Origin of the sequence: Microbulbifer sp. TB1203, from assembly GCF_030997045.1 — a bacterium.
Classification (GTDB): Bacteria; Pseudomonadota; Gammaproteobacteria; order Pseudomonadales; family Cellvibrionaceae; genus Microbulbifer.
The window spans coordinates 4509648-4534517 of record NZ_CP116899.1; the positions used below are offsets into that span (position 1 = coordinate 4509648).

The window sequence follows — 24870 nt, forward strand, 5'->3', positions numbered from 1 at the left end:
TCTGCTGGTATCCCCCCCCACCAGAGGGGGAGAGCGGCAGCGCGCCTGGCGCCCAAAACCTCCACCACCCCTCGGGGGAGGATGTTCATGGCGGCGCGCCGGTTTATACCTGCTGCGGGCCGTGCGGGAGAGGTCGTTCCGCGCGGACGCTAAGCGATGAGATAAAAAATAAGAGAGACCACCATGAACAAGATTCCCTTGATGGCGGCGCTGATGGCGATCAGCTTCGGCGCCCAGGCAGACTGGTATCTGCGCGGTACCCACAACAACTGGCAGGCGGACCCTATGCAGGACGTCGGCAATAACACCATGCTGGCGGACGATGTGGCGTTCGCCGCGGACGGCGAATTCAAGTTCGATCGCTACGGCGACTGGAGCGAGAATTACGGATTAAACGGTGAGCTTAATGGAGCCAATATTTCCATCAGTGCGGGTACCTGGGATATAGAGTTCTACACGGATACCCATGACTACAAAATTACCGCTTCCACAACGGGCGCGGCGGCGTATCACCTGCGCGGCACCCATAACGGCTGGGCCGAGGGCGACCTGATGACCCCGATGGCCGGCACCTACCAGTACGAGGCTTGCCGCAACTTTACCTCCGGCGACGACACCGGCGGTCCGCGCTTCAAGGTGGACCCGGACGGCGGCTGGGGCGGCGACGAATTCCCGGCGCAGGACCGGGCCGCCAGCGGCTGGACCCATATCGTCGTCGACGGCGACAGCAATTCCCTGGTCAGCGTCACCACCGACCTGGGCGCCGACTGCAGTGAGGCGGAAGTGAGCGCCGACTTCCGCAACCGCAGCATCTATTTCGTGTTCGTGGACCGCTTCGCCAACGGCGATACCGGCAACGACAACGGCAACAACGCCAATGCCACTTCCACGGTCAAACAGTCCGGCGGTCTGTCCGAGTGGAAGAAGTACTGGGGCGGGGATATCCAGGGCCTGATCGACAAGCTGGATTATCTGCAGGCCCTGGGCGTCTCCGCCATCTGGGTCACGCCGCTCAACGACAATATCGACAATTCCGGTAGCGAGGGCGCCTACCACGGCTACTGGGGTCGGGACTTTTATGCGGTAGACGAGCACCTGGGGGACTGGGCGCTGGTGGACCAGCTGGACGCGGCCATGGAGGCGCGGGGTATGAAGCTGGTGCTGGATATTGCCCTGAACCACTCCAACCAGGACGACCAGTACGAGTTCGGTGCCCTGTACAAGGAGGGTGTGTTCATCACCGACAACACCTCCGACAACGGCACCTGGTATCACCACAACGGCGCCATCGCCGACTGCTACGACAGCGACCCGTCCACCAGTTGCCCCGCGGAGTGGGACGATCCCTGGGCCTACCGCAACAAAACCCTGTTCAACCTGACCGACTTCAATCACGGCACCAGCAGCAACAGCGCCGCAGACCAATACCTGATCGACGCTGCGCTGAAGTGGATGAGCCACGGGGTGGACGCCTTCCGCATCGACGCCATCAAGCATATAGAGCCGAATTTTATCAACCGCTTCAGCGCCGCGGTGCGCGCGCAGAATCCGGATGTGTATATCTTCGGCGAGTGGTACGGTGCCGGCGCAGGCCACAGTGACTCCATGACCTTCCTGAACGAGGGCCGCGGCTCCGAGCTGCTCGACTTCCGCCTGCGCGACCATATCGAGCAGGCCATCGCCGGCGACATCACCATGACCCAGCTCAACACCCATATCGAGTCCCGCCCGGCAGCCATGGGCGGCCGCGACAGCTGGCAGCCGATCTTCCTCGACAACCACGATGCCACCCGCACCAGTGTCTACTTGCAGACCACTGGCCCGGTGGACAACGGCCGCACCGGCAAGGGCTTCTCCCAGGCCCTGGCGGACGCGCGCCAGAACCTGGGCATGGCCCTGGTGATGACCCTGCCGGGCATTCCCACCATCTATTACGGCACCGAGCAGAACTCCACCTGGTTCACCGCCAACGGCGACGGCCAGGTTGGGCACGATCCCTACAACCGCGAGGCCATGCCGTCCTTCGGGCAGACTTCCGCCGCCTTCCAACTGATCAGCGCGCTGGCCGGACTGCGTGCGGAGAGCGAAGCGCTGGCCGGCGGCAGCTACACCCAGCGCTGGGTCAACGGGGATATCCTGGTGTTCGAGCGCCAGGCCGGCAGCGATGTGGTGATGGTGGCGGTAAACCGGGGTGGCAGCACTTCGATTTCCGTCAATAACCTGGGCTTGGCGGACGGCAGCTATAACAGCCTGGTGGGTTCCGATACGGTGAATGTGAGCGGCGGTTCGGCGGTGCTGAAGCTGGATGCCAATGAGGTGATTGTGCTGCACTGATCTCCGTGCCGGCATAGCCGGCGGCCCCTCTCCCTAACCCTCTTCCGCTTGCGGGAGAGGGGCCCGGGACCGCGGAGCTCCAGCTCCGCACTCGCCGGCAACACCGGCGCCCCTTCCCAATTAAGGAGAGAGGGAACCGCGTTCCCTTCTCTTTCTCACAACCCGGGGGTCATTGGCTAACAGAGATTTCGTCCCCACTCTGACCGTGCCAACCTTGAACAGCCTGAATTCTTTGGTTGCCAGCATACCTGCGGCAAGCTTTCGCTGATCGCGACAAGGTTTTTACGGCGAAATGCACAGATGGTGGATGGTATTGGGCAGAACCAGTACGGCGTCCGCTCACTCTGAAAATGGACATTGGAACCCACTCCACAGCCTCCAGCATGAAGTGGGCGAGATCGTCTGTCGGCAACCAGTTTCTCAGGTCCGGTGGCAGAAAAAATGTCAGGCTTTGATCGGACTCCACGAATTTGGGTATTTTGAGCTCAGCCTCAGTCCTATTTGCATGTTTATACCAATATTACCGGTAGGACTGAGTCCGACAGGCTGCTAGATGATACTTTTATATGCTGTATGAATTGTGGGCAGCGTCCAACTGCAATTGCGGGTAAAATCACAAAATTCTTCTCTGTTACGTGCCCCTCAGTGATGGCGGCCGACGATGTGACTTGGGAGAGACTTTCAGAGCTTGCCGTCACAGTGGGCTGGTGAGGCGATCTGTTCCAATAAATTAAGTTTGTCGCGGAAAGACAAAATGAGAAAAAGAAGACTCGGAAATCTGACGATCCTGTTATCCGCTATCTTTTCCCTCTTCCTTCTCTGGCTGGGGCTTGCACCTGATTTCATGCAAGGTGGCGCGCGGAAAACCGTTACCGCCCCCCAGCTTGGCAAGGACCAAGCAGTCGGCGATCAACCGGGCGACGAGCGGTCCCGGAACGGCCAGCATAGCGCGCCGCCCTATGTTCCGGACCAGTTGCTAGTGAAGTTCAAGTCCGGTGTTCCGGCGAGTGAGAATCAATCGGTTATCAGCGCGCTCGGCGCCAGGGTTTTGAGAAAGTTCGAAACCCCGGCAGGCCTCTATCTGTTGCAACTCCCCAATGGGATCACGGTTAAGCAGGCAGAATCGTACTTTGACGGGAGTGATATTGCTGCCGGAGTTGAGCCCAATTACCTGTACCAGCCAGCGCGGATCCCGAATGACCCTTACTTTGAACGGCAGTGGGCGTTGCAGAATATTGGCCAGGATGGCGCAATATTCGACATTGATATCAATGCCCCCGAGGCCTGGGAGCTGAATACGGGAAGTGAAGATGTCGTCATTGGTGTCATCGATACCGGCGTCGATTACAGCCATGTGGACCTGAAAGACAACATCTGGTTCAACCCGGCGGAAATTGCCGGCAATGGTATCGACGACGATAACAATGGCTGGGTCGATGATATTCACGGAATCGACACCTATACCGGGGATTCAGACCCGATTGATGAAGAGGGGCACGGCACACATGTCGCTGGGATACTGGCGGCAAAGGGCAACAACGGCGAGGGTGTGAGCGGTATTCTCTGGGACGCGAAGATGGCTGTCTGCCGTTTTCTTGGGCCGGACGGGGGCAGCACAGCGGGTGCGATCAGTTGCCTGAATTATTTTGCTGAGCTGAAGCGAAACGGGGTCAACCTCATCGCAACCAATAACAGCTGGGGAGGATTGGGTTATTCCACTTTCCTCTATGATGCCATTCATGCGCATTTACAGGAAGGGATCCTGCTGGTGGCGGCTGCTGGAAACGGTGATTGCGGGTATGACCACTACCCTGCCGATTACGATTGGGACAACATCATCTCTGTCGGTGCTACGGAGGGCACTACTGGTGATGACTTCCTGTGTGTGGGGGATGTTCACGCACCCGGCCTGAATATTTTCAGCACACTGCCCGGTAATCATTATGGCTACGCGACCGGCACGTCCATGGCGACGCCGGTTGTCACCGGCATGCTCGGATTGTACAAGGCTAACCAATCGGAGCTCGATAGCCGGGAGCTGAAGCAGCTGCTGTTCGATACCGCGCTCACCACCCAGGCATCCACCTACCCTATGGCAAGGCTCAGTCTGCCCTCCAATGATGCGGATGGCGATGGCATGCCGAATGATTGGGAAAAGCGGCATGGTCTGGACAGCGCCAATGCAACAGATGCGGGGGCGGACCCGGACGGCGACGGGCTGACCAATCTGGAGGAGTTTCAGTGGGAAACCGATCCCCGGCGCGCGGACAGCGATGGCGACAGCCTATCGGATGGTGGGGAAGTCAACGCACACGGAACCGATCCCCTACTCGCTGATACGGATGGTGACACGCTCAGCGATGGCGACGAGCTACTCACCCACGGGACGGATCCGAATAACGTGGATACCGATAGCGATGGCCTGGAGGATAACAGCGAGATCCAGTTGCACGGAACCGATCCGCTGGCTGCCGACAGCGATGGCGACTCCATGCCGGACGGCTGGGAAGCTGCGTACGGTCTCGATCCCCTCGATGCCTCTGATGCGGCGGTCGATAGCGATGGAGACGGGATTGAGAACAGAGATGAAGCCCTGCACGGATCGGCTCCGGACAGTTCGGATACGGACGGTGACGGACTTTCCGATGCGGAGGAGATCCAGCTCCGGGGTACCGATCCGGCGTCGAGGGATTCAGATGGGGACCGGATTCCCGATAACTGGGAAGTTGCACATAACCTAGACCCGATGACTGCCGAGGATGCGCGGCAGGACCAGGACGGGGACGGCCGCGATGCGCTGCGCGAGTACTTCTCTTCCAGCGATCCTCTGGATGCCGCGTCGGTGCCCGCTTCCCTGTACTGGCCAATGCCGCGGGGGAACAGGGAGCAAAACGGGTTCATTCCAATGAGAGTGGATCTGGCGGCTGCGCAGTTGCGCTGGAAGGCGCACCACCTGGATCTTGATGAGACCAGCGAACTCGCGGTTTCCGGGAAAAGGGTACTTGTCAAGCAGAACGACTCTCGCGGCCTTTTCGCATTTTCTCCCTTTAATGGACAGCTGTTGTGGGAAGCAGAGCTGAAAACGGGACTGGGATCCGAATGGCGGCCAAGTGACCTGTCAGCTCCCGTTATTGATAACGATCGCGTGATCGTGGAGCAGGCGCGCAATAATCCGTTCAATGTAAGAAGCAAGCCGCCGACTGACTATACCGACCAGCTGATTGTTCTCAACCTGGAAAATGGCGAGCAACTTTTCAGGCAGCAGCTGACCAGGCGCACACCCGGCCCGTATAACATCGGTGTCCTTAGCATCAACATGATTCCCGGAGAGGTTTTACCTTCACCCACAGCGGCGGACGGCGATATCTTTGTCAAAGATGGTGACACCCTCGCCAGGGTAGACGGAGAGGCCGGGGAAACGTTATGGCAGGCTCAGGTCGGTGATGAATCCGGGCTCTGGTCACCGGTGTTGACTGAAAATCTGGTGTTGGGTTTCAGGAAAGGCGCGCTGGTCGGTTTCAATCTGGAGGATGGCACCCGGGAGCTGGAATGGTTCGGGGCTGACTGCCGCTACGCCGGTAACGGCTCTGTTGCGGCCTATCAGTCTACGGCGGTGGTGTATTTCGGTGGCTGCCTGTTTGCATATGATCTGGAGCACCAACGGCCCGCCTGGAATATTGAATCCAGTGCGGTGATCGAAGTGGCGATTGATGACCGTTCGGTATACGCCCTGACTGAAAGTGAGTTGCGCATCTATCGGCTGGAGGATGGCAGTGTCCGTCGGGTAATTGACGATTTCCCGGGCGGTCGCCCGGAATCATTACTGGTCACCCTGGACTATGCCTTTATTTCCGGTCCTTCCGGTACCTTTGCGGTGAAACTGGATACCGGGGCGATCGAGTGGCGTTACGGGAAGGGTGGAAGCATAGCGCTCACGGATGACGGCGCCTTGATCATAAATGGCGGTCGAGGATTCCTGTACTCGGTCAATCTCGAAAAGGATCACGATCTCGACGGTCTGCCGGGTTGGTGGGAGCGGCAATATGGGTTGGATCCCTTGAATGCGGACGCGATATCCAATGGGGATTCGGACGGGCTGTCCAACTCGGACGAATACGCGCTGGGTACCGATCCCACCCAGGCAGATAGCGACGGAGACGGTATTGCTGATGGGGTAGAGCGGGACACAGTCCTCTCTGACCCGGCGAATCCGGACTCGGATGGCGACGGGCTCTCCGATGGCAGCGAGCGGACCTCCTACGGAACCGACGTACTGGCTGAGGACAGTGACGGAGACGGTGTGGGCGATGGCAATGAGGTCCTGGTATTCAGCACGGACCCGTTGGACGCGAACAGCAGACCGCAGCCTTTGTCCAGCAGCCGGGAATCTTTCGAGGGCGGAGTCCCCGACCTTTGGGTAACGCCGGACTATCCGGATGCCAGGTGGCGCTATGATCACCAGGTCGCGACAGAAGGGGGCGGTAGTCTGACAGCCGACTCGCTGGAAACCGGTGAGGCGGCAGATATGAGCTGGAGCCAGCTTTTCCTGTCCGGAACCCTGTCATTCGATGCGAGGGTCGACGGTGAAGGTTGTTGCGATATCCTCCGCGTGTATCTCGATGACGAACTGGTCCACAGTGTCGCCAGTGGCGACTGGCGACGGGTGTCTATCGATATCCCCGCCGGTTACCACACAGTGAGGTGGTCCTATCTGCGTAACAGTAGCGACGGCTACGAAAACAGTGCTGCATGGATCGACAACCTGTTGTTTCAGTCTTCAGCGCCGATGGCGATGAATCCGCTAAATATGCTGGCATTCCACAAGTCGAAGTTGTATGAATTTGACCGCTCGGGAAATCGGATAGGTGTGCCAATTGATTTGCCGAAAGTGGAAGAGGCCAACGATATTCTTATGCTTTCGGGGCGTCGCCTGTTGATCGCAGATGGCGAAACCTTTCATTTTTACAATTTCCTGTCGGGCCATGTCCACTCGATCGAAAACCCGGCCGGGAATATGGGGTCGTGTGCGAGCCTGTCCAGTTCCGGCCGATTAGCGGCAATCGGCAGCTCGATCTACTTTCCATTTTCCCAGTGTACTGCGGGCTACGGTATTGCGCAGATCAGTGAATCGGGCCGCTACATGGGAGCGTTTCTCCACGAAAGCCGTTATCTCGACCTTGCCGCCGGACCGGACGGCAGCCTGTATGCGTTGGCGGTCGGCGACTCCTGGTATGCATCGGGAGACAGGATTGACGTGATCGACCCCGCTACCCGGGAGGTCACAAAGACTATCCAGACCGATATGGAGTTAACCCGGATACATGTACTCGAGCAGGGTGAGATTCTCGCCACTGCTTATGGGAGCCGGTATCTCCACCGACTGAGTGGTGAAGGGCAGGTGATTTCCCGATCGGATGAGCGTCTTGCTTCTGGTAATGATTTTTCTGCAAATTCGGCCGGAGATCTTTTTGTATCGGGGTCTCGCCTGGGGGTAATGGACGATAATTTGTATGTCGATCTATTCCCGGTCGAGCAGATTGGCCAGACCCTCCCTCCATACCATCCTATAGTTGTTTCCCGGATCCGGGTGGATGGCAATGACCGGGATGCGGACGGTATGCCGGACTGGTGGGAAGTCACCTATGGCCTGGACCTGGGACTTTCGGAGGATGCTGCCGGCGATTTGGATGGCGATGGCCTGTCCAACCTGGAAGAATATTCTCACAGCGCCAACCCCCTGGAAGCGGATACCGATTTCGATGGGCTGGATGATTCCGAAGAAGTCACTGTTTACGGGAGTAGTCCGGGATCTGCCGACAGCGATAATGACGGCCTGGACGACGGAGAAGAGGTGCGAACCTACGGTACCAACCCGGCAAGTCGAGACTCCGATGCGGATGGTGCTGAAGACGGCAAAGAAGTGGTCGCGCACAACACGGATCCACTCGTGGAAGATTCGGACGGTGACGGCATTGCTGACGGCTGGGAGCTTAGCCATGAGCTGGATCCGCTGAGTAACGCGGACTCAAGCCTGGATCAGGATAACGATGGATTGAATAGCCTGGAGGAGTACCAGGCGGGGACCGACCCGGCGGCACCGGATTCCGATTTCGACGGGCTTGGTGATGCTGAGGAAGTCAGGGAGTTTGGCAGTTCCGCACGGGTCAGGGATTCGGATGGCGACCTCCTGTCGGATCGTTGGGAGGTGCAGAACAGCTTGGAACCGATGGACCCGGCCGACGCTGCCGGCGACGCCGATGGGGACGGCCACTCCAATTCAAAAGAATACTTCGCCGGAACAGATCCGCAGGATGCCGCGAATTTTCCTCGTCCTCGGGGATGGACGACAATTGGCGGCGACAGTCGCCATCGCGGGCATGTACCTGTAACCCTGAACCCTGAAAACTTTATTGAACGCTGGAATCTGGAGCGGGTTTCCGAAAATACCTTGAAGGTGCCAAACCCGGTCAAGGTCAGTGGCGGGGAGGTGTTTGTTTCCGAACGCAATGTCTTCTCGGATAAGGTTAACCTGTCGGTGCAGGCGTACGATGCAGTAGATGGCGGCCGGCGCTGGAGACGGGAATTCGGCGAAGTGGACCCCGCTCAAGAGATAGCGCTGGGGCAGGGCACAGTCAATTTCTTTGCGGAGTCAGGTGACAACATCTCTCATTACTATGCGATCGATGGAATTTCCGGTGAAGTGGAATGGAAAGAACCGGAAACTGTCTCGTATGTCGCCCGCACGGCTCCGTTGACCCCTTATGAGGGCCGATTTTATTCATCGAGTCTCAACCGCAATAGTTTGACAAGCATTGACGCCAGCTCTGGTGAACAGCTTTGGTCACAGCCGATGGACCTATTTCCCTCCTCGTTTATGGCCCCGGCGGTTGATGGACAATATGTCTATGGTTACTACTCGCAACGCGGCTACGGTGTTCAGGTATTGGACCGGGATACTGGTGAGATTGTCAGGGATATCCCCTATCCAATATTGAGGGAGGGTATTCTCGGACAGTGGCTGTCGCCGGTGCTCGGGGCACAGGACAATCTCATCGCCGCTTTCGACCGCAGCTTTTTTGAGGACGACCGGCTGTCGAGTTTCGATATCGCCCGGGGAACGCTTAACTGGGAGCTGGTCGGCAGCTTTGATTTTCGGCCAGCCTATGCCAATGGGGTAATTTATGCGGTGGAATCCAGGGGACTTGTCGCCATCGATGAAATTGATGGAAATATCCTCTGGCGATGGCAGAGTGCGGAAGCCCCACTGGTTGACTCCCCGCTGGTTACCGACTCGCATGCCTTTGTCTCGGCGCAGACCGAAGTATTCGCCATTGACCTGGCCACGGCAGAACCCGTGTGGCGCTATGGCCGGGGGGGACACCTGAGTATGGGCGAGGACGGCGCGCTGTATATCGCCGGATTCGATGGTGGCGTCACCGCGATCGACCTTCAGGTAGCGGATGCCGATGGCGATGGTATCCCGGGCTGGTGGGAGCGTCTGCACGGATTGGACGCGGAAAGTTCAGGCGATCGCTTACTGGACCCCGATGGCGATGGTGTGTCCAACTACCAGGAGTTTACCGCCCGGACCCTGCCGCGCGATAGCGATACGGACGATGACGGGCTGACGGACGGGGAGGAAATCCTCAATCTCGCTACAGACCCGAGACTGAAGGATACCGATGCTGATGGGCTGTCCGATGCGGACGAGATTTTAACCTACGCCTCCGATCCCCTGCTGCAGGATAGTGACGTCGATGGCTTGGCGGATGGTGAGGAAGTAGCCTCATATCAAACCTCTCCGGTGTCGGCGGATACTGACAGTGATGGTATGTCCGACGATTACGAGCTGGAATCCGCTCTGGATCCGCTGGCTGCCGGTGATGCGGCGGATGATCCGGACGGCGACAGTCTCAGTAACCTCCGCGAATACCAGCTCGGTACGGACATCCGTATGCCGGACTCGGACAGCGATGGCCTGGAAGACGGCAAGGAAGTCAGCTCGTTGGGTACGGATCCGTTGTCGGCTGACACCGACGGCGACCGTATACCGGATCCGGCGGAACTGGCCGCGGCGATCGATCCGCTGGACAACAGTGACGGCATGGCCGATCGCGATGGCGATGGTTATCTGAACATCGAAGAGTACTTTGCCAGCTCCGATATCACCGATACAGGGAGTACGCCGCAAGTTCCCAGCTGGCGTATTGAGCGTGGTAGCGAGCGGTTTGACAGCTATGTGCCGCTGAGCCTGGACCCCAACAATTTCGAGCTGCGCTGGAAAAAGGATCTGGACGGTGCGCAGGAAACAGCCTTCTCGAATATCGTGACCTGGGGAGAGCATGCCGCTCTAGTCGGGTTTGGATGGCCTTCATCATCGGAGGGGAGCCTTCTGCCGGAGAAGCGTGTCTTCGTCCTCGATGCCAGATCCGGGACCGAGATTTGGGGGAGGCGATTCAATTCCTACCGCAACATGAGTGGCCCGGCCATTGACAGCGGGGTCATTTACCTGGCAGCGGGGGACACTGGTAGAATCCTGGGTCTCGATCTGCAGACAGGTTCCACCAAATTGAGCCGACAATTTACTCCGGTCTGGAACCGTTGGTATATGCGGCCCCCCGTGCCTTTTGCGGGTTCGCTATATCTTCCAAAACCTAATGGGGGGGGAGTTATTGGCCTCGACATCGAACTCGGAGAGGAGAGCTTCCAGTACGTTAGTGAGGCGCGACAGCAGCTGACGCCGGTGGATGATAAGCATGTTTATCATTTTTCCGGGGGATTGTCTGTTCCTCTCAAACTAACTGTACTGGATCGGGAAAGTGCCGACGTCATTTTCTCAATCGATACGAACCTGTCTTTCAATTCCTCGAACTTTACGCCACTGCTTACCCGGTCCGGGAAGCTGATTATGATGTACGGCGGACAGGTGGTGGCCTTTGATCTTGATGCCAGGGCAGTTGCCTGGCACAAAAAATTGCCTCCAGCACCAGATTGGTATCTGGCAGAGAAATACGGGGACTATATCGCCCACGCCAACGGGGTGCTCTATCTCGTTCATGACGGCGATCTTCTTGCGCTGGACGATAGCACTGGGGAGGAGATCTGGCATTGGGATACGGGCGATTTCGATATTACTCATAACTTGGTGGTGACCAACGATCATATCTTTGTGGCAACGGACCACAAGACCATGGCGGTATCTCTCGAGTCTCAGGATAGTTCGTGGAGCTACCCGGTGGGCGGCACTCTGTCTATGGATAATAACGGTCTGCTCTATATTGTTGCGTCCGATGGAAGCGTCCATGCCGTAGATATTGAAGGTGATAAGGACTCGGATGGGATACCGGATTGGTGGGAACGGAAACATCACCTCAACCCCCGCGCGGAAGGGGATGCAAACCGCGACGCCGATGCAGATGGCTTGACCAACCTTGAGGAGTATCAGTGGCAGGTGTCTCCAACGAATGCCGACTCGGATGGAGATGGCCTCAATGATGGCGCCGAGGTTCAGGTTGCAGGCAGCAATCCGGCCCTCAATGACAGTGATGGTGACGGCCTTATGGATGGCGATGAGGTCAACCTGTACGGGTCAGATCCGGCGAATGAGGATTCAGATGGTGACGGTTTGCAGGATCACGATGAAGTTGTGCGGTATGGGACTGACCCGGCCTCAGCTGACACGGATACTGACGGGTTGCCCGATGGTCTTGAAATCGAGACCAGCCTGGACCCTGTCCATACGGCAGATGCCAGTGCAGATCTGGATGGAGACGGGATTGCAAATCTCGACGAATACCGGCTCGGCAGCAAACTGACGGCGATTGATTCCGACGGTGACGGGATCAGTGATGGGCTGGAAATCGACCGGTATTCCACCTCGCCGCTTTCCCGTGACACCGACGGCGATCGTCTGCCCGATCTTTGGGAAGTTGACTACGGTCTCGATCCTGGCGTTGTAAACCCGGAAGGCGGTGATCGGGATAGTGACGGCTATCCGGACCTGGTGGAATTTGATGCGGGTACCGATCCGCTGAAGGCAGGCTCAATTCCGTCTGTCGGCCCCTGGTCAGGGCTCGGCGGCAATAGCGGGCACACCGGGTTTGTACCCGTCCGGATTGATCCTGAGCAACTCGGCAAGGCCTGGTCAGTCAGGATACTAGAGAACTTCTATTATCCCGCCAGTACTCCTGCCTCGAAAGATGGGGTGGTGTTTGTGACCCATCGCGGGCCCAACAGCCGAAATTTGATTTCGGCGTTCGATACGCGCACTGGCTCGAGAATGTGGCAGAAGAAGCTGGGAGACGGGATTTCGGTAAGCCCTCCGGCGGTAGGAGACAGCGGACTCTGGCTGTTTGCCGAACGCGGCATTCTCGGGCTCGATACCGATACCGGGGATGTGCGGACCAATGTATTTGAGTACCTGGAGCCGACGGCTTATACGCCGCCCACAATCGCGGGCCAGATGCTCTATGGCTATTCAAATATCCCCTCTTATACTCCCTCTATGTTTAACAAGGGAAGGCTGTTCAGTGTCGATAGCAGGGCAGGCGAGACGAAGTGGAGAAGGGCACGTCTGGCCTGGAGCGGGTGGTCTCCAGCGATAGATGACAATTATATCTACGGCTATACCCCGCTTGCTTCCCAGGAGTTTGCTGTCACCGATCGCGAAAGCGGCAAAAAGCATCTCGTGATCCGGGATGAGGGTGTTGTACCCACTTCGCTTGCCAGAGGTGTATCACCGGTACTTACGGCTTCAGGAGCAGCGGTAATCCAGGGAAGGCGGCTTCTCTCCTTTGATCCGGATTGTCGCTGTAAAGCCTGGGAGCTGCACGGGCAGTTCCACGGCCTTCCGGCCTATGCGCCAGGGAGGCTGTATGCTATTGAGGGCGATAGTGTCGCGGCGTTTGACGATCGCGACGGCACTGAGTTGGCTCGCTACAACCTTTCAGGTGAGTCACCCGTTGGTCATCTGATGATCACCTTGTCACACCTGGTCGTTTCCACTGAATCCAGAGTCGTCGCCGTTAATCTGGAATCTGGTCTTGAGGAGTGGTCCTATCCGGCACCGGGGAGGATGGCTCTGGGGAATGACCGGAAACTGGTGATCGCCACGGCTACCGGCGAGTTGGTCGGGATTAATCTGCAGCCCGACACAGATGCAGACGGAATGCCCGATTCGTGGGAAGAATTTTACGGGCTCGCGGCGAGTGATCCGGAGAACGCGTCCCTGGACGCAGATAACGATTCATTGAAGAACCTGCGAGAATTTTACCTCGGATCCAGTCCTGTATCGTCCGATTCCGATGCCGATGAAATTGACGACCAGGTGGAGTTGTTGTCCGGAATGAAGTTGAACTCGGTTGATTCGGATGGCGATGGACTGAGCGACGATAGAGAGCTTCTGCAGGCCGGGACTGACAGTCTGCGGGTGGATACGGATGGTGATGGTATCTCCGATCGCAACGAGTTAGAGCTGTATCTGTCCGATCCCCTGCTAGATGATACCGACGCAGATGGGTTCGATGATCTATGGGAAGTGAATACACTTTCAAATCCCCAAAATGCGGACCGTTACCCTGGGCCTATGGGATATATCAATGAATCGTTTGAGCGGGGGGCGTTGCCACCGGGTTGGTTGCAGGTTGACGGGGCCGAAAACGGCTGGGTCGTTGTGCGGGAGCGGGCGAGCGATGGTCGTTACGCGCTCCATTCCACACCTCATATCACTGAAGGTGGGTCTTCCAGCATTTCCTGGGCTGGAAATTTCCCTGCGGGGAACCTGTTATTTGACTTCTATGACCCGCAATTTATTTCGCTTGCAACTTTAGCGTTATACGTGGATGGTCAGCAGGTCTTAGAGGAAGAAGCTATATCCAGCCGCTGGTCCACCTACTATGTGCCACTATCAGCCGGCCGACATGAAGTGCGCTGGGAATTCTCTCAGAACAGGAGAGGTTTTAACGGTTTTGACGGCAGTGTCATAGATAATATCCGTTTGCAGTCGGAGGGTACGGATACTGAGGGCGACGGTATGCCCGATACCTGGGAAATCGATTATGGACTGGACATTGAATATGCCGGGGATTCTCTTGAGGACCCCGATGGCGATGGAATGACCAACTACGAAGAGTACCTGAATGGCAGTGATCCTACGGCTTACGATGGAGTCGATGGCGGCTCCGGTGGCTCCAATGGGTCGAGTGGCGGTGACGGAAGCTCCGGTGGCGGAAATGGTGGCGGAAATGGTGGCTCCGGTGGTGGCAGCTCCTCGGGTGGTGGCAGTTCGATAGGTGGTGGGGACTCGAGCGGCTCTTCCGGAGGCGGCGGAAGCCTGGGAGTTGTACTGCTTATGCTCGCGCTCGCGGCAGCTGTCCGGCGTTTCCGCTTTGCACGTGGCAAGCGAATAGCCACAGGTGGGCTGAGGCATGCGTGAAAGCACATCGATAACCATTGATGGCAGAGGTTCGCTCGCCACAGTATCGTGCGTTCTGGGCATTATTGTATCCGGCTGGCTATTGAATTCCCTGTTATTCGAGGACCTGGGGTATAACAGAACCGGTATCTTGGAAGGTGAAGTTTGGCGGTTGCTGAGTAGTAATTTCCTTCACACCAATGCCTTTCATATGTTGCTTAATGGCAGTGGCCTGCTGGTGTTATGGTTTCTGCACGGCAATTGCTTTCGAAATATGGAGTTGGTGGGTGGGCTCCTGTTTATCTCCCTGCTGACCACCACAGGGTTGTTTTTATTCGAAAGGGATTTGATATGGTACGTCGGCCTCTCCGGGGCTTTGCATGGGCTTGTGGTGTGGGGCTGTTTCAGGGATTTTAGCAGCCACCCCTATGTCTCGACGGCTTTGCTCGCATGCTTGGCAGCCAAATTATTTTGGGAAACTGACAATACTGATTTTCAGCTGACAGCTGATTTAATCGAGGCTCCAGTCGTTACGGCCGCACACCTCTGGGGAAGTCTTTCTGGCGTGTTAATAGTTGCAGTGGACTCGATTACCCGGTGGTGCCGACAGCGATGTTGGCATTTGAGATGCTTGTCCTGCACTGGATTTCGGCGCTCCTCTTCTTAGCCCCCTCCTCCCCACCGGGGGAGGAGGCCCCTCATCGACACTCCTGCCACAATCACCGTATAACCATAACCAGCGGTGACCCCATGACCGAATCAGCATCCGGCGCGGCCGCGCGGCCGGTGAAACAGCCCCGACTCCCCTTCTGGCAGGTGTGGAACGTCAGCCTCGGTTTCCTGGGGGTGCAGTTCGGCTTCGCGCTGCAAAACGCCAATGCCAGCCGCATTCTCTCCGACCTGGGAGCCGACCTGCACTCGCTGTCGCTGTTCTGGATAGTCGCGCCGCTGATGGGGCTGATCGTGCAACCGATCGTCGGCTCTGCCTCCGACCGCACCTGGAACCGCTTCGGGCGCCGCAATCCCTATATCCTGTTCGGCGCCATCGCCGCGGCGCTGGGCATGGCGTTTATGCCCAACGCCGGTATCGTGGTCGCCTTTATCGCGCCGATACTCTTCGGCGGTGTGATGCTGGCGCTGATGGACGCCGCCTTCAATGTCACCATGCAGCCGTTCCGTGCGCTGGTGTCCGATATGGTGCCTTCGGAACAGCGTACCCTGGGATACTCGGTGCAGTCGCTGCTGATCAATATCGGCGCCGTGTGCGGTTCCATACTGCCGTTTGTCCTCACCAATGTGATCGGCCTGGAAAACACCGCGCGGGCCGGCGAGGTGGCGCCTTCGGTGATCTGGGCTTTTTACATCGGCGCTACCATGCTACTGGGCAGTGTGTTGTGGACCGTGGTGCGCACAAAAGAATATGCACCGGAGCAGTACAACGCGTTTAAGGGCATCGATGGAGAGCAACTGGCGCGGGAGCAGGCGCAGCACAGATCCCCGGCGCAGAAACTCAGGGGCTTTTTCAATCTGCTGTTCACCATGCCCAAAACCATGCGCCAACTGGCGGTGGTGCAGTTCTTCTCCTGGTTTGCGCTCTTCATCATGTGGGTGTACACCACGCCGGCCATCACTCAGCATGTGTGGGGCGTGGAGGCCAAGTGGTTCGATCCTCACTATTTGGCGAGCATCGGCGAGATACCGGCGCATATCGCCGCGGCCAAGGGCGCCGCGGGGGATTGGGTGGGGATACTCTTCGCCGCCTACTCGCTGTTCGCCGCGCTCTTTTCCGTGGTGCTCACCAAAATCGCCAACACCATCGGCCGCAGGCCCACCTACGCCCTGTCGCTGGCACTGGGCGGCCTGGGTTATATCAGCTTCCTGTTGTTTCGGGGCGGGGAGCAGACGCAGGTGGACCTGTTGATTACCGAGGTGACGGTGCCCGGCGGCGCCCTCGGCCTGCTGTTGCCGATGATCGGTGTGGGCGTCGCCTGGGCGGCGATACTGGCCATGCCCTACGCAATACTGTCCGACTCACTGCCGCCCAGTAAAACCGGTGTGTATATGGGTATCTTCAACTTCACCATCGCCGCACCGCAGATCGTCTCGGCGCTGGTGGCGGGGCAGATACTGAAGGGGGTATTCGACAACCAGGCCATCTACATTATCGTGCTGGCTGGGGGCTCGATGATCCTCGGCGCAATCTCGGTGTTTTTCGTCAGGGAGCAGCAAGAGGAGCTAGGCGGTGCGATAAAGAACGCGGTCGCCGTTTGATAAGTAAAAAAAAAGCCCCTCGACAAGGGGCTTTCTGTTTCTATCCGCAATAAGGGACAGTTCGATACCGCTGGCATGCGAGCCACCTAACTGTCCGCAATCTTCTCCTGTGCCAGATCCGGCACCGTCTCCTCGGTTTTGGCGTAGGGCCAGTTGGCCTTACTGAAGGCGCCGCCGTCCACCCAGAGGGTCTGGCCGCTGATAAACGATGCCTTGGCGTCGGCGAGGAAGAGCACCGCGTCGGCGATATCCCGGGCGTAGCCGACCCGGCCCAGGGGAGTGATGGCCGACCAGGCGGCGGCGTAGTCCGGGGCTTCCCTTTCCGTGCGCTCAATCAGGATGCCCCCCGGCGCCACGCAGTTGACGCGGATGCCGTACTCGCCCAGCTCCACTGCGGAAGTCTTGGTGAGCATCTCGATGCCGCCTTTGCTGGCCGCGTAATCCACCAGGCGGGGGAAGGCCAGCTTGTTACAGCCGGAGCCGATATTGACGATGCTGCCGGCCACGCCCGCTTCCACCATCAGGCGCGCCACCCGCTGGGTGTTGAGGAAGCAGCCCTTCAGGTTGGTGCGGATCACCCGGTCCCAGTCGTCTTCGTTCAGTTCCAGCAGCGGCGCCCAGGTCTGGACCCCGGCATTGTTGACCAACAGGTCGGGAGCCTGCTGGAAGTGATCGACCACTCCCTGGTAGAAGCGGTCCACAGAGCGGCTGTCGCCCACGTCGCAGGGGGCGAAGTAAAGATTCTGTCCCAGGGCTTCGACTTCCGACTGCAGTGCGCGCGCCGATTCGCTCTCCGCCTCCAGGTTGTTGACCGCGACCTTCCAGCCTGCCTCGGCGAGGCGGAGGGAGATCCCCTTGCCGATACCGGTGGTGCCTCCGGTCACTACCGCCAGTTTGTTGTTATTGGCCATTTCTACTTCTTCTCGTGTAAAGCGCGCGGCATTTTCTTCTGCCGGCTGTATGTCATTCTAAGGCACCAACGCTAACATAAAATGTAAACGTTTACAATTTCTTCGCTATGCGGCAGAGTGAGTCCCGCGAACCGGGAAATTTTATGCTGGAAACGCTAATATCGCCGGGTTTCAATTGCTGGTACAGGAACATCACAGGTGTCGATCAAACAAGTGGCCAAAATTGCCGGGGTTTCCATCGCCACCGTCTCGCGCTATCTCAACAGCCCGGAGCACGTGCGGGAAAAGACCCGGCGCAAGGTGCAGGAGGCGATACGCCAGACCGGTTACGCCCCCAATGCGCTGGCGCGCAATTTTCGCCGCGGCCGCACCAGCCTGGTGGTGGTGATCCTGCCCTCGGTGGGCGACCCCTTCTTCGCCGGGGTGATGCGCGGCATCTGGCGGGTGGCCCGGAAGGAGGGCTACAGCATCCTGATCCGCGAGACCCAATTCAATACCCTGGAGTTCGACGAATACAGCGATATCGTCTTCTCCAAGCAGGCGGACGGCATCATCCTGCTGGCGAGTACTTCGCCGTTCATGAAGGAAGGGAACGGAAAGCTGGGGAAAAACGGCGGCAACAAGGGCGAGAAGCTCCCGCCCATCGTGATCGGCTGTGAGACGGTTGCACCGCAACTGAGCCACTACCCCAGTGTGCGGGTCGACAACGAGAGCGCTGCGGCCGAGGCTACCCGGCACCTGATTCGCCTGGGCCACCGGCGCATCGGCTTTATTTCCGGGCTGCACACCTCCCTGCTCACCCGTGGCCGCGAACAGGGCTACCGCCAGGCCATGGCGGAGGCCGGCCTGGAAGTGGCCGACAACTGGATTGCCGAGGGTCGCCAGACCCTTGAGGGCGCCCGGGGCGCGGTGCGCTACCTGCTGGAGCAGAGCCCCCGGCCCACCGCCATCTTCTGTGCCAACGACGAAATGGCCATGGGCGCGATGCACGAGCTGCGCCGCGCCGGGTTGCGCATCCCCGAGGATATCTCCGTGCTGGGCTTCGACGATATCCGCTACGCGGAGGTCCTCGACCCGCCGCTGACCACTGTCGCCCAGCCGGCGGAAGAGATCGGCGAGCACACCATGCAGCGGCTGTGCCGCGCCATCGGCGGGGACGATATCGGCGGCGAGCCGGAAATCGTGCCCCACCGCCTGGTGATCCGCGAGTCCACCGGGGCGCCGCCGGCGGACTGAGGGCCGGGAGCACCGAGCCCCAGCGCGGCATCACGGGTACAGGGCCACTGGGCGAACACAGAGTTCGCTCCGCAAATGCCACTTTCGTCGTTCCGGCGCAGGCCGGAACCCAGGTGCCCCCGGACTGGATACCGGCCTGCGCCGGTATGACGAGTCAATGACAATCCCCGGCATCAGCCCTAACCTCTTGACTGAATGTAAACGTTTACATTAATGTGGTGCAAAGTCGCTTGGCTTGATGTGTAATCTGCGGCGACAATGGGCAGAACAAAAAACAAACAGGCCGCCCCCGGCCATACAGCGAGTGAGGGAATAATATAATGAATCCCACCCTAGACAGTGCAGCACTGGAGCAAGGCGTCTCCAGCGCTTCCGAGACCAACCACTTCCTGGTGATCGCCATCAGTGTGGTGGCCACCATCGGCGGCTTCCTGTTCGGCTTCGACAGCGGTGTGATCAACGGCACCGTGGACGGCCTGCAGGCGGCGTTCAACTCAGATAGTGCCGGCACCGGCTTCAACGTGGCCTCCATGCTGCTGGGCTGCGCCGTCGGCGCCTTCTTCGCCGGGCGGCTGGCGGACGTCTACGGGCGCCGCACGCTGCTGATGGCTGCTGCGGTATTCTTTATCATCAGTGCCTGGGGCTCAGGCATCGCCACCGGCTCCCTGGAATTCGTGATCTACCGCATCCTCGGCGGCCTCGCTGTGGGCGCTGCCAGCGTGATGACCCCCGCCTATATCAGCGAAGTGGCGCCTGCCGCCTACCGGGGCCGCCTGGCCACGGTGCAGCAGGTGGCGATCATCAGCGGCCTGTTCGGCGCTTTTGTCAGCAACTACCTGCTGGCCCGCTGGGCCGGGGCCTCCACCGCCGAATTCTGGCTGGGCTTCGAAACCTGGCGCTGGATGTTCTGGATGGAATTGCTGCCGGCGTTGGTCTTCCTGGTCGGCCTCTTCTTTATTCCGGAGAGCCCCCGCTTTCTGGTGGCGAAGGGGAAAAAAGAGCAGGCCGGCGCGGTACTTGGCAAGCTGTTCGGCGATCGCGCGGGCGGGGAAAAAGTGGCGGAAATCGAGCGCTCCCTCTCCGCGGATCACAGTCCGAAACTCTCCGACCTGAAGGCGCCCGGCGGCGGACTGCGCAAGATCGTCTGGGTGGGCATCGGCCTCGCCACCTTCCAGCAGCTGGTGGGGATCAATGTGGTCTTCTACTACGGCGCCGTGCTCTGGCAATCGGTGGGTTTCACCGAGAGCGACGCGCTGCTGATCAACGTGGTGTCCGGCGCGGTGAGCATCGCCGCGGTGATCACCGCGCTGCTGCTGATCGACAAGGTGGGCAGAAAGCCGCTCCTGTGGTGGGGTTCGGTGGGCATGGCTGCCACCCTGGCGGTGATGGCCGTGGCCTTCTCCCAGGCCACCCTGGATGAGAACGGCTCCCTGCAGTTGTCCGACGGCGTGGGCACCATCGCGCTGCTCGCCGCCAACGCCTATGTGGTCTTCTTCAACGCCTCCTGGGGCCCGGTGATGTGGGTGATGCTGGGAGAGATGTTCCCCAATCAGATCCGGGGTTCCGGCCTCGCGGTCAGCGGCCTGGCGCAGTGGGGTTCCAACTTCCTGATCACCGCCTCTTTCCCCATGTTGCTGGTCAGCATCCAGCTGTCCGGCAGCTACGGCCTCTACGCCCTCTGCGCATTTATTTCGATCCTGTTCGTCTCCCGCATGGTGCACGAGACCAAGGGTCGCGAACTGGAGCAGATGGAGGGCTGAGCCGTGCAGCAGCTGCAAATGGAACCGGAATGCGTCTGGCCCGCCGCCGCCACCCTCGGCGAGGGGCCGGTCTGGGTGGAGCGGGAGCAGGCCCTCTACTGGGTGGATATCAAGCGCAGCGTGCTGCACCGCTACTGTCCCCCCGAGAATAGTAAAGGGAGCAATGAACGATCCAGCTGGCAGTTGGACAGCCAGCTGTCCGCAATCGCCCCCCGCGCCGGCGGCGGCTTTGTAGGCGCGATCCGCGACGGCTTCGCGCTGTTGTTCCCGGACGGCGAAGGAGTGGGAATTGAACCCCTGGGCGGTCCGGAGAGCGATATCCCCGGGAACCGCTTCAACGACGGCAAAGTCGACGCCGCCGGCCGCTTCTGGGCCGGCAGCATGGACGACGGCGAGGAGGAGCCCACCGGCGCCCTCTACCGCCTGGACCCGGACCTGAGCTGGCAGCGGCTGGACGCGGACTACGTGATTACCAACGGCCCGGCATTCAGCCCCGACAACCGCACCCTCTACCACACGGATACCCTGAAGCGCACCGTCTACGCCTTTGGCCTGGAGGCCGATGGCAGCCCGCGCGACAAGCGGGTATTCCTGCAGCTGCCGGAGGAGTCCGGCTACCCGGACGGCATGACCGTGGACGCCGAGGGCTGCCTGTGGGTCTGCCACTGGGGCGGCTGGGGCATCACCCGCTTCTCCCAGGAGGGCGAGGCCATCGGCCGCATCGAACTGCCGGTTGCCAATGTCACCAGCTGCACCTTCGCCGGTCCGGACCTGGACACCCTGTATATCACCACCGCCCGCAAGGGCCTGAGCGATGCGGAACTGGCGGACCAGCCCCTGGCTGGCGGCTTGTTCCGCTGCCGCCCCGGCGTGCGCGGCCCTGCGCCGGTGCTGTTCGGGGGCTGAGTTTCCCCCGGTACTCGAATGTAAACGTTTACGGCTATCGATTTGTGAGAGTTGACCATGATTGAACCACGGGATTTGCGCGCGACACTGCTGCCGGAAGACGGCCTGGCCGGAACCCTGCTGGGCCGCGCCTGGGTGCCTGAGCCCCTGTCGAAAGTGCCCGGCCCCAGCCCGGTGTGGCTGTGCGAGGACGGCGTCTTCGACCTCAGCGCCATAGCGCCGACCGTCGCCGAACTTATCGAGCAGGGTTTTTCCCCCCGCACCGCGGACATGGACCGGGTGCAGCGCATCGGCGGCCTGAACGAACTGCTGCGCAATACCATGGCCCCCTTGCTGGGACAGAAGCGCGACCCGCGCAACCCCTACCTGCTGGCGCCGGTGGACCTGCAGGCGATCAAGGCCTGCGGCGTCACCTTCGCCTGCAGCATGCTGGAGCGGGTGATCGAGGAGCGCGCCGGCGGCGACCCCGCCCGCGCACAGGAAATACGCGGACAACTGGCAGAGAAGATCGGCGGCGATATCGGCTCGGTCGTCCCCGGCTCCGAGGAGGCGGAGGCGCTGAAGGCGGCGCTGCAGGAAGAGGGCATCTGGTCCCAGTACCTGGAGGTGGGCATAGGCCCGCTGGCGGAGGTGTTCACCAAATCCCAGCCGCTGTCCTCCGTGGGGCTGGGGGACCAGGTGGGCGTGCATCCCATTTCCAACTGGAACAATCCGGAGCCGGAACTGGTGCTGGTGGTGAACAGCCGCGGTGAAGCGGTGGGCGCCACCCTGGGCAACGATGTCAATTTGAGGGATATCGAGGGCCGCAGCGCGCTGCTGCTGGGCAAGGCCAAGGACAACAACGCCTCCTGTTCCCTGGGTCCCTTCGTGCGCCTGTTCGACGAGACTTTCTCCATCGACGACGTGCGCAGCGCCGAAGTCACCCTGGAAATGGAGGGGGAAGACGGCTTCCAACTGCGCGAGGTCAGCCCCATGAGTGCCATCAGCCGCGACCCGCTGGACCTGGTGGCGCAGACCATCGGCGCCAGCCACCAGTACCCGGACGGCATCGCCCTGTTTACCGGCACCCTGTTCGCCCCCACCCAGGACCGCGACCAGCCGGGCCAGGGTTTTACCCACAAGGAGGGCGACCGGGTGATGATCCGCTCCCCCAAACTGGGCGCGCTGATCAATTCCGTCACCACCAGCGACAAGGCCGCCCCCTGGACTTTCGGCTTCTCCGCCCTGATGCGCAACCTGGCCGCCCGCGGCCTCCTATAAAACCTCCCCTCCCCCGCTTGCGGGGGAGGGGCCGGGGAAGGGGGCTCGCAGCCCCGCGAAAACAAATAAAGACACGAGACTGAAAATGACCACCAAACGCAACTACATCGCCGGGGAATGGGTGGAGGGCCAGGGCACCCTCGCCAACATCAACCCCTCCGACACCGGCGACTTGATTGCAGACTACGCCCAGGCGTCTCCCACACAACTGGAGGACGCGGTGGCCGCGGCCCGGCAGGCCTTCCCCGCCTGGTCGCAAAGCGGCATCCAGCAGCGCAGTGAACTGCTCGATCGCATCGGCCAGATGATTCTCGACCGCCGCGCCGAGCTGGGCCAACTGCTCGCCCGCGAGGAGGGCAAAACCCTGCCGGAGGCCACCGGCGAGGTGGTGCGCGCGGGCCAGATATTCAAATTTTTCTCCGGCGAAGTGCTGCAGCTGCGCGGCGAGCTGCAGCCGTCGGTGCGCCCGGGCCTGGACGTCTCCGTCACCCGCGAACCCCTGGGGGTGATCGGCCTGATCACGCCGTGGAATTTTCCCATCGCCATCCCCGCCTGGAAGATTGCCCCGGCGCTGGCCTACGGCAACTGCGTGGTATTCAAGCCCGCGGAACTGGTGCCCGGCTCCGCCCACGCGCTGGCGGAAATCATCGCCGAGGCCGGCGTGCCCGCCGGCGTCTTCAGCTTGGTGATGGGCCCCGGCCGGGTGATCGGCGATGCGCTGGTCAACCACCCGCAGGTGGACGGAATCAGCTTCACCGGCTCACAGAACACCGGGCGCAATATCGCCGCCGCCGCGGCCGCGCGTCTGGCCAAGGTGCAGTTGGAGATGGGCGGCAAGAACCCGCTGGTGGTGCTCGACGACGCCGACCTGGACACCGCGGTGGAATGCGCGGTCAACGGCGCCTTCTTCTCCACCGGCCAGCGCTGCACCGCCTCCAGCCGCCTGATCGTTACCGCCGGTATTCACGACCGCTTCGTGGAAGCGGTGTGCGAACGCATGCGCGGCCTGGTGGTGGACCACGCCCTCAAGGAGGGCACCCATATCGGCCCGGTGGTGGACGCACGACAGTTGAAGCAGGATCTGGACTACATAAAAATCGGTTCGGAAGAGGGCGCCCGTTTGGCGTGCGGCGGCGAACAGGTGGAGCGGGAAACCCCAGGATTTTTCCTCACCCCGGCGCTGTTTACCGAAACCGCTCCGGAAATGCGCATCAACCGGGAGGAGATTTTCGGCCCGGTGGCTTCGGTGCTGCGCGCGGACGATTACGACCACGCCCTGGCGCTCGCCAACGACACCGAGTTCGGCCTCTCCGCCGGCATAGTTACCCAGTCGCTGAAACAGGCCAGCCATTTCAAACGCAATGCACAGGCGGGTATGGTGATGGTCAATGTGCCCACCGCCGGTGTGGATTACCACGTGCCCTTCGGCGGCCGCAAGGGTTCCAGCTTCGGTGCGCGGGAGCAGGGCAGTTATGCGCGGGAATTCTATACCGTCGTGAAGACGGCCTATACCCTGGCCTGATTTGGGGTTTGGGATTTGGGCGGTGCGCGCGGCGCACCCTACGGATAGATTTGTAGGATGGGCAAAGCGCAGCGTGCCCATCGCGCTGAGCTGGTGATGGGCACGTCGCTGCGCTCCTTTGCCCGTCCTACAGACTGACTCGGGACTCGGGGAAGAATACCGCAGCCCGATGCGAAGGCCCTGATGCCGGGGGCCGTTTGCGAAACATTTGCCGATGAGGCTGTTGAGCTAACGGCCACCGGCATCGGGGCCGCCACA

Annotated in this window: 10 protein-coding genes; 9 read left to right on the forward strand and 1 reads right to left on the reverse strand. The window is 60.1% G+C overall.

Annotated elements, in window-relative coordinates:
- The first annotated feature begins 183 nt into the window (after nt 1-183).
- From PP263_RS19365 to PP263_RS19380, 4 genes are all read left to right on the forward strand, one after another.
- Nucleotides 184-2334, forward strand: a complete 2151-nt coding sequence (locus tag PP263_RS19365) for an alpha-amylase family glycosyl hydrolase (RefSeq protein WP_308365618.1) — start codon at nt 184-186, stop codon at nt 2332-2334.
- 754 nt (nt 2335-3088) lie between these two features.
- Entirely contained in the window at nt 3089-14767 is an 11679-nt protein-coding gene (locus PP263_RS19370) for a PQQ-binding-like beta-propeller repeat protein (RefSeq protein ID WP_308365619.1), read from the forward strand.
- Nucleotides 14760-15413, forward strand: coding sequence for a rhombosortase (gene rrtA, locus PP263_RS19375; RefSeq protein WP_308365621.1), 654 nt, complete (start codon nt 14760-14762; stop codon nt 15411-15413). The genes PP263_RS19370 and rrtA overlap by 8 nt, the downstream gene beginning before the upstream one ends.
- Before the next feature lie 83 nt (nt 15414-15496).
- Complete coding sequence (locus PP263_RS19380) at nt 15497-17017, forward strand: MFS transporter (RefSeq protein ID WP_308365623.1); 1521 nt, start codon at nt 15497-15499, stop codon at nt 17015-17017.
- Between the two features lie 86 nt (nt 17018-17103).
- Here the strand turns inward: PP263_RS19380 and PP263_RS19385 are convergent, their stop codons facing one another.
- Nucleotides 17104-17928 carry an SDR family NAD(P)-dependent oxidoreductase gene (locus PP263_RS19385; RefSeq protein ID WP_308365626.1) on the reverse strand — a complete coding sequence of 275 codons (825 nt, stop codon included), beginning with the start codon at nt 17926-17928 and terminating at the stop codon, nt 17104-17106.
- 198 nt (nt 17929-18126) lie between these two features.
- Between PP263_RS19385 and PP263_RS19390 the strand changes: the two genes are divergently transcribed.
- From PP263_RS19390 to PP263_RS19410, 5 genes are all read left to right on the forward strand, one after another.
- Nucleotides 18127-19164, forward strand: coding sequence for a LacI family DNA-binding transcriptional regulator (locus tag PP263_RS19390; protein ID WP_308365628.1), 1038 nt, complete (start codon nt 18127-18129; stop codon nt 19162-19164).
- 347 nt (nt 19165-19511) lie between these two features.
- A complete protein-coding gene (locus tag PP263_RS19395; RefSeq protein WP_374693729.1) occupies nt 19512-20924 on the forward strand; it encodes a sugar porter family MFS transporter in 1413 nt (470 codons plus the stop codon).
- A 3-nt stretch (nt 20925-20927) separates the two neighbouring features.
- Nucleotides 20928-21830, forward strand: a complete 903-nt coding sequence (locus PP263_RS19400; protein ID WP_308365632.1) for an SMP-30/gluconolactonase/LRE family protein — start codon at nt 20928-20930, stop codon at nt 21828-21830.
- 57 nt (nt 21831-21887) lie between these two features.
- Nucleotides 21888-23090 (forward strand): fumarylacetoacetate hydrolase family protein, encoded by a 1203-nt coding sequence (locus PP263_RS19405; protein ID WP_308365633.1) that lies wholly within the window; start codon nt 21888-21890, stop codon nt 23088-23090.
- Nucleotides 23091-23175: 85 nt separating this feature from the next.
- Nucleotides 23176-24612 (forward strand): aldehyde dehydrogenase family protein, encoded by a 1437-nt coding sequence (locus PP263_RS19410; protein WP_308365635.1) that lies wholly within the window; start codon nt 23176-23178, stop codon nt 24610-24612.
- Nucleotides 24613-24870: the final 258 nt, after the last annotated feature.

Excerpts from the sequence above, each read along its gene's own strand:
- PP263_RS19365 (WP_308365618.1), top strand. The coding sequence starts at position 184 with ATGAACAAGATTCCCTTGATGGCGGCGCTGATGGCGATCAGCTTCGGC.
- PP263_RS19370 (WP_308365619.1), top strand. The coding sequence starts at position 3,089 with ATGAGAAAAAGAAGACTCGGAAATCTGACGATCCTGTTATCCGCTATC.
- rrtA (WP_308365621.1), top strand. The coding sequence starts at position 14,760 with ATGCGTGAAAGCACATCGATAACCATTGATGGCAGAGGTTCGCTCGCC.
- PP263_RS19380 (WP_308365623.1), top strand. The coding sequence starts at position 15,497 with ATGACCGAATCAGCATCCGGCGCGGCCGCGCGGCCGGTGAAACAGCCC.
- PP263_RS19385 (WP_308365626.1), bottom strand. The coding sequence starts at position 17,928 with ATGGCCAATAACAACAAACTGGCGGTAGTGACCGGAGGCACCACCGGT.
- PP263_RS19405 (WP_308365633.1), top strand. The coding sequence starts at position 21,888 with ATGATTGAACCACGGGATTTGCGCGCGACACTGCTGCCGGAAGACGGC.
- PP263_RS19410 (WP_308365635.1), top strand. The coding sequence starts at position 23,176 with ATGACCACCAAACGCAACTACATCGCCGGGGAATGGGTGGAGGGCCAG.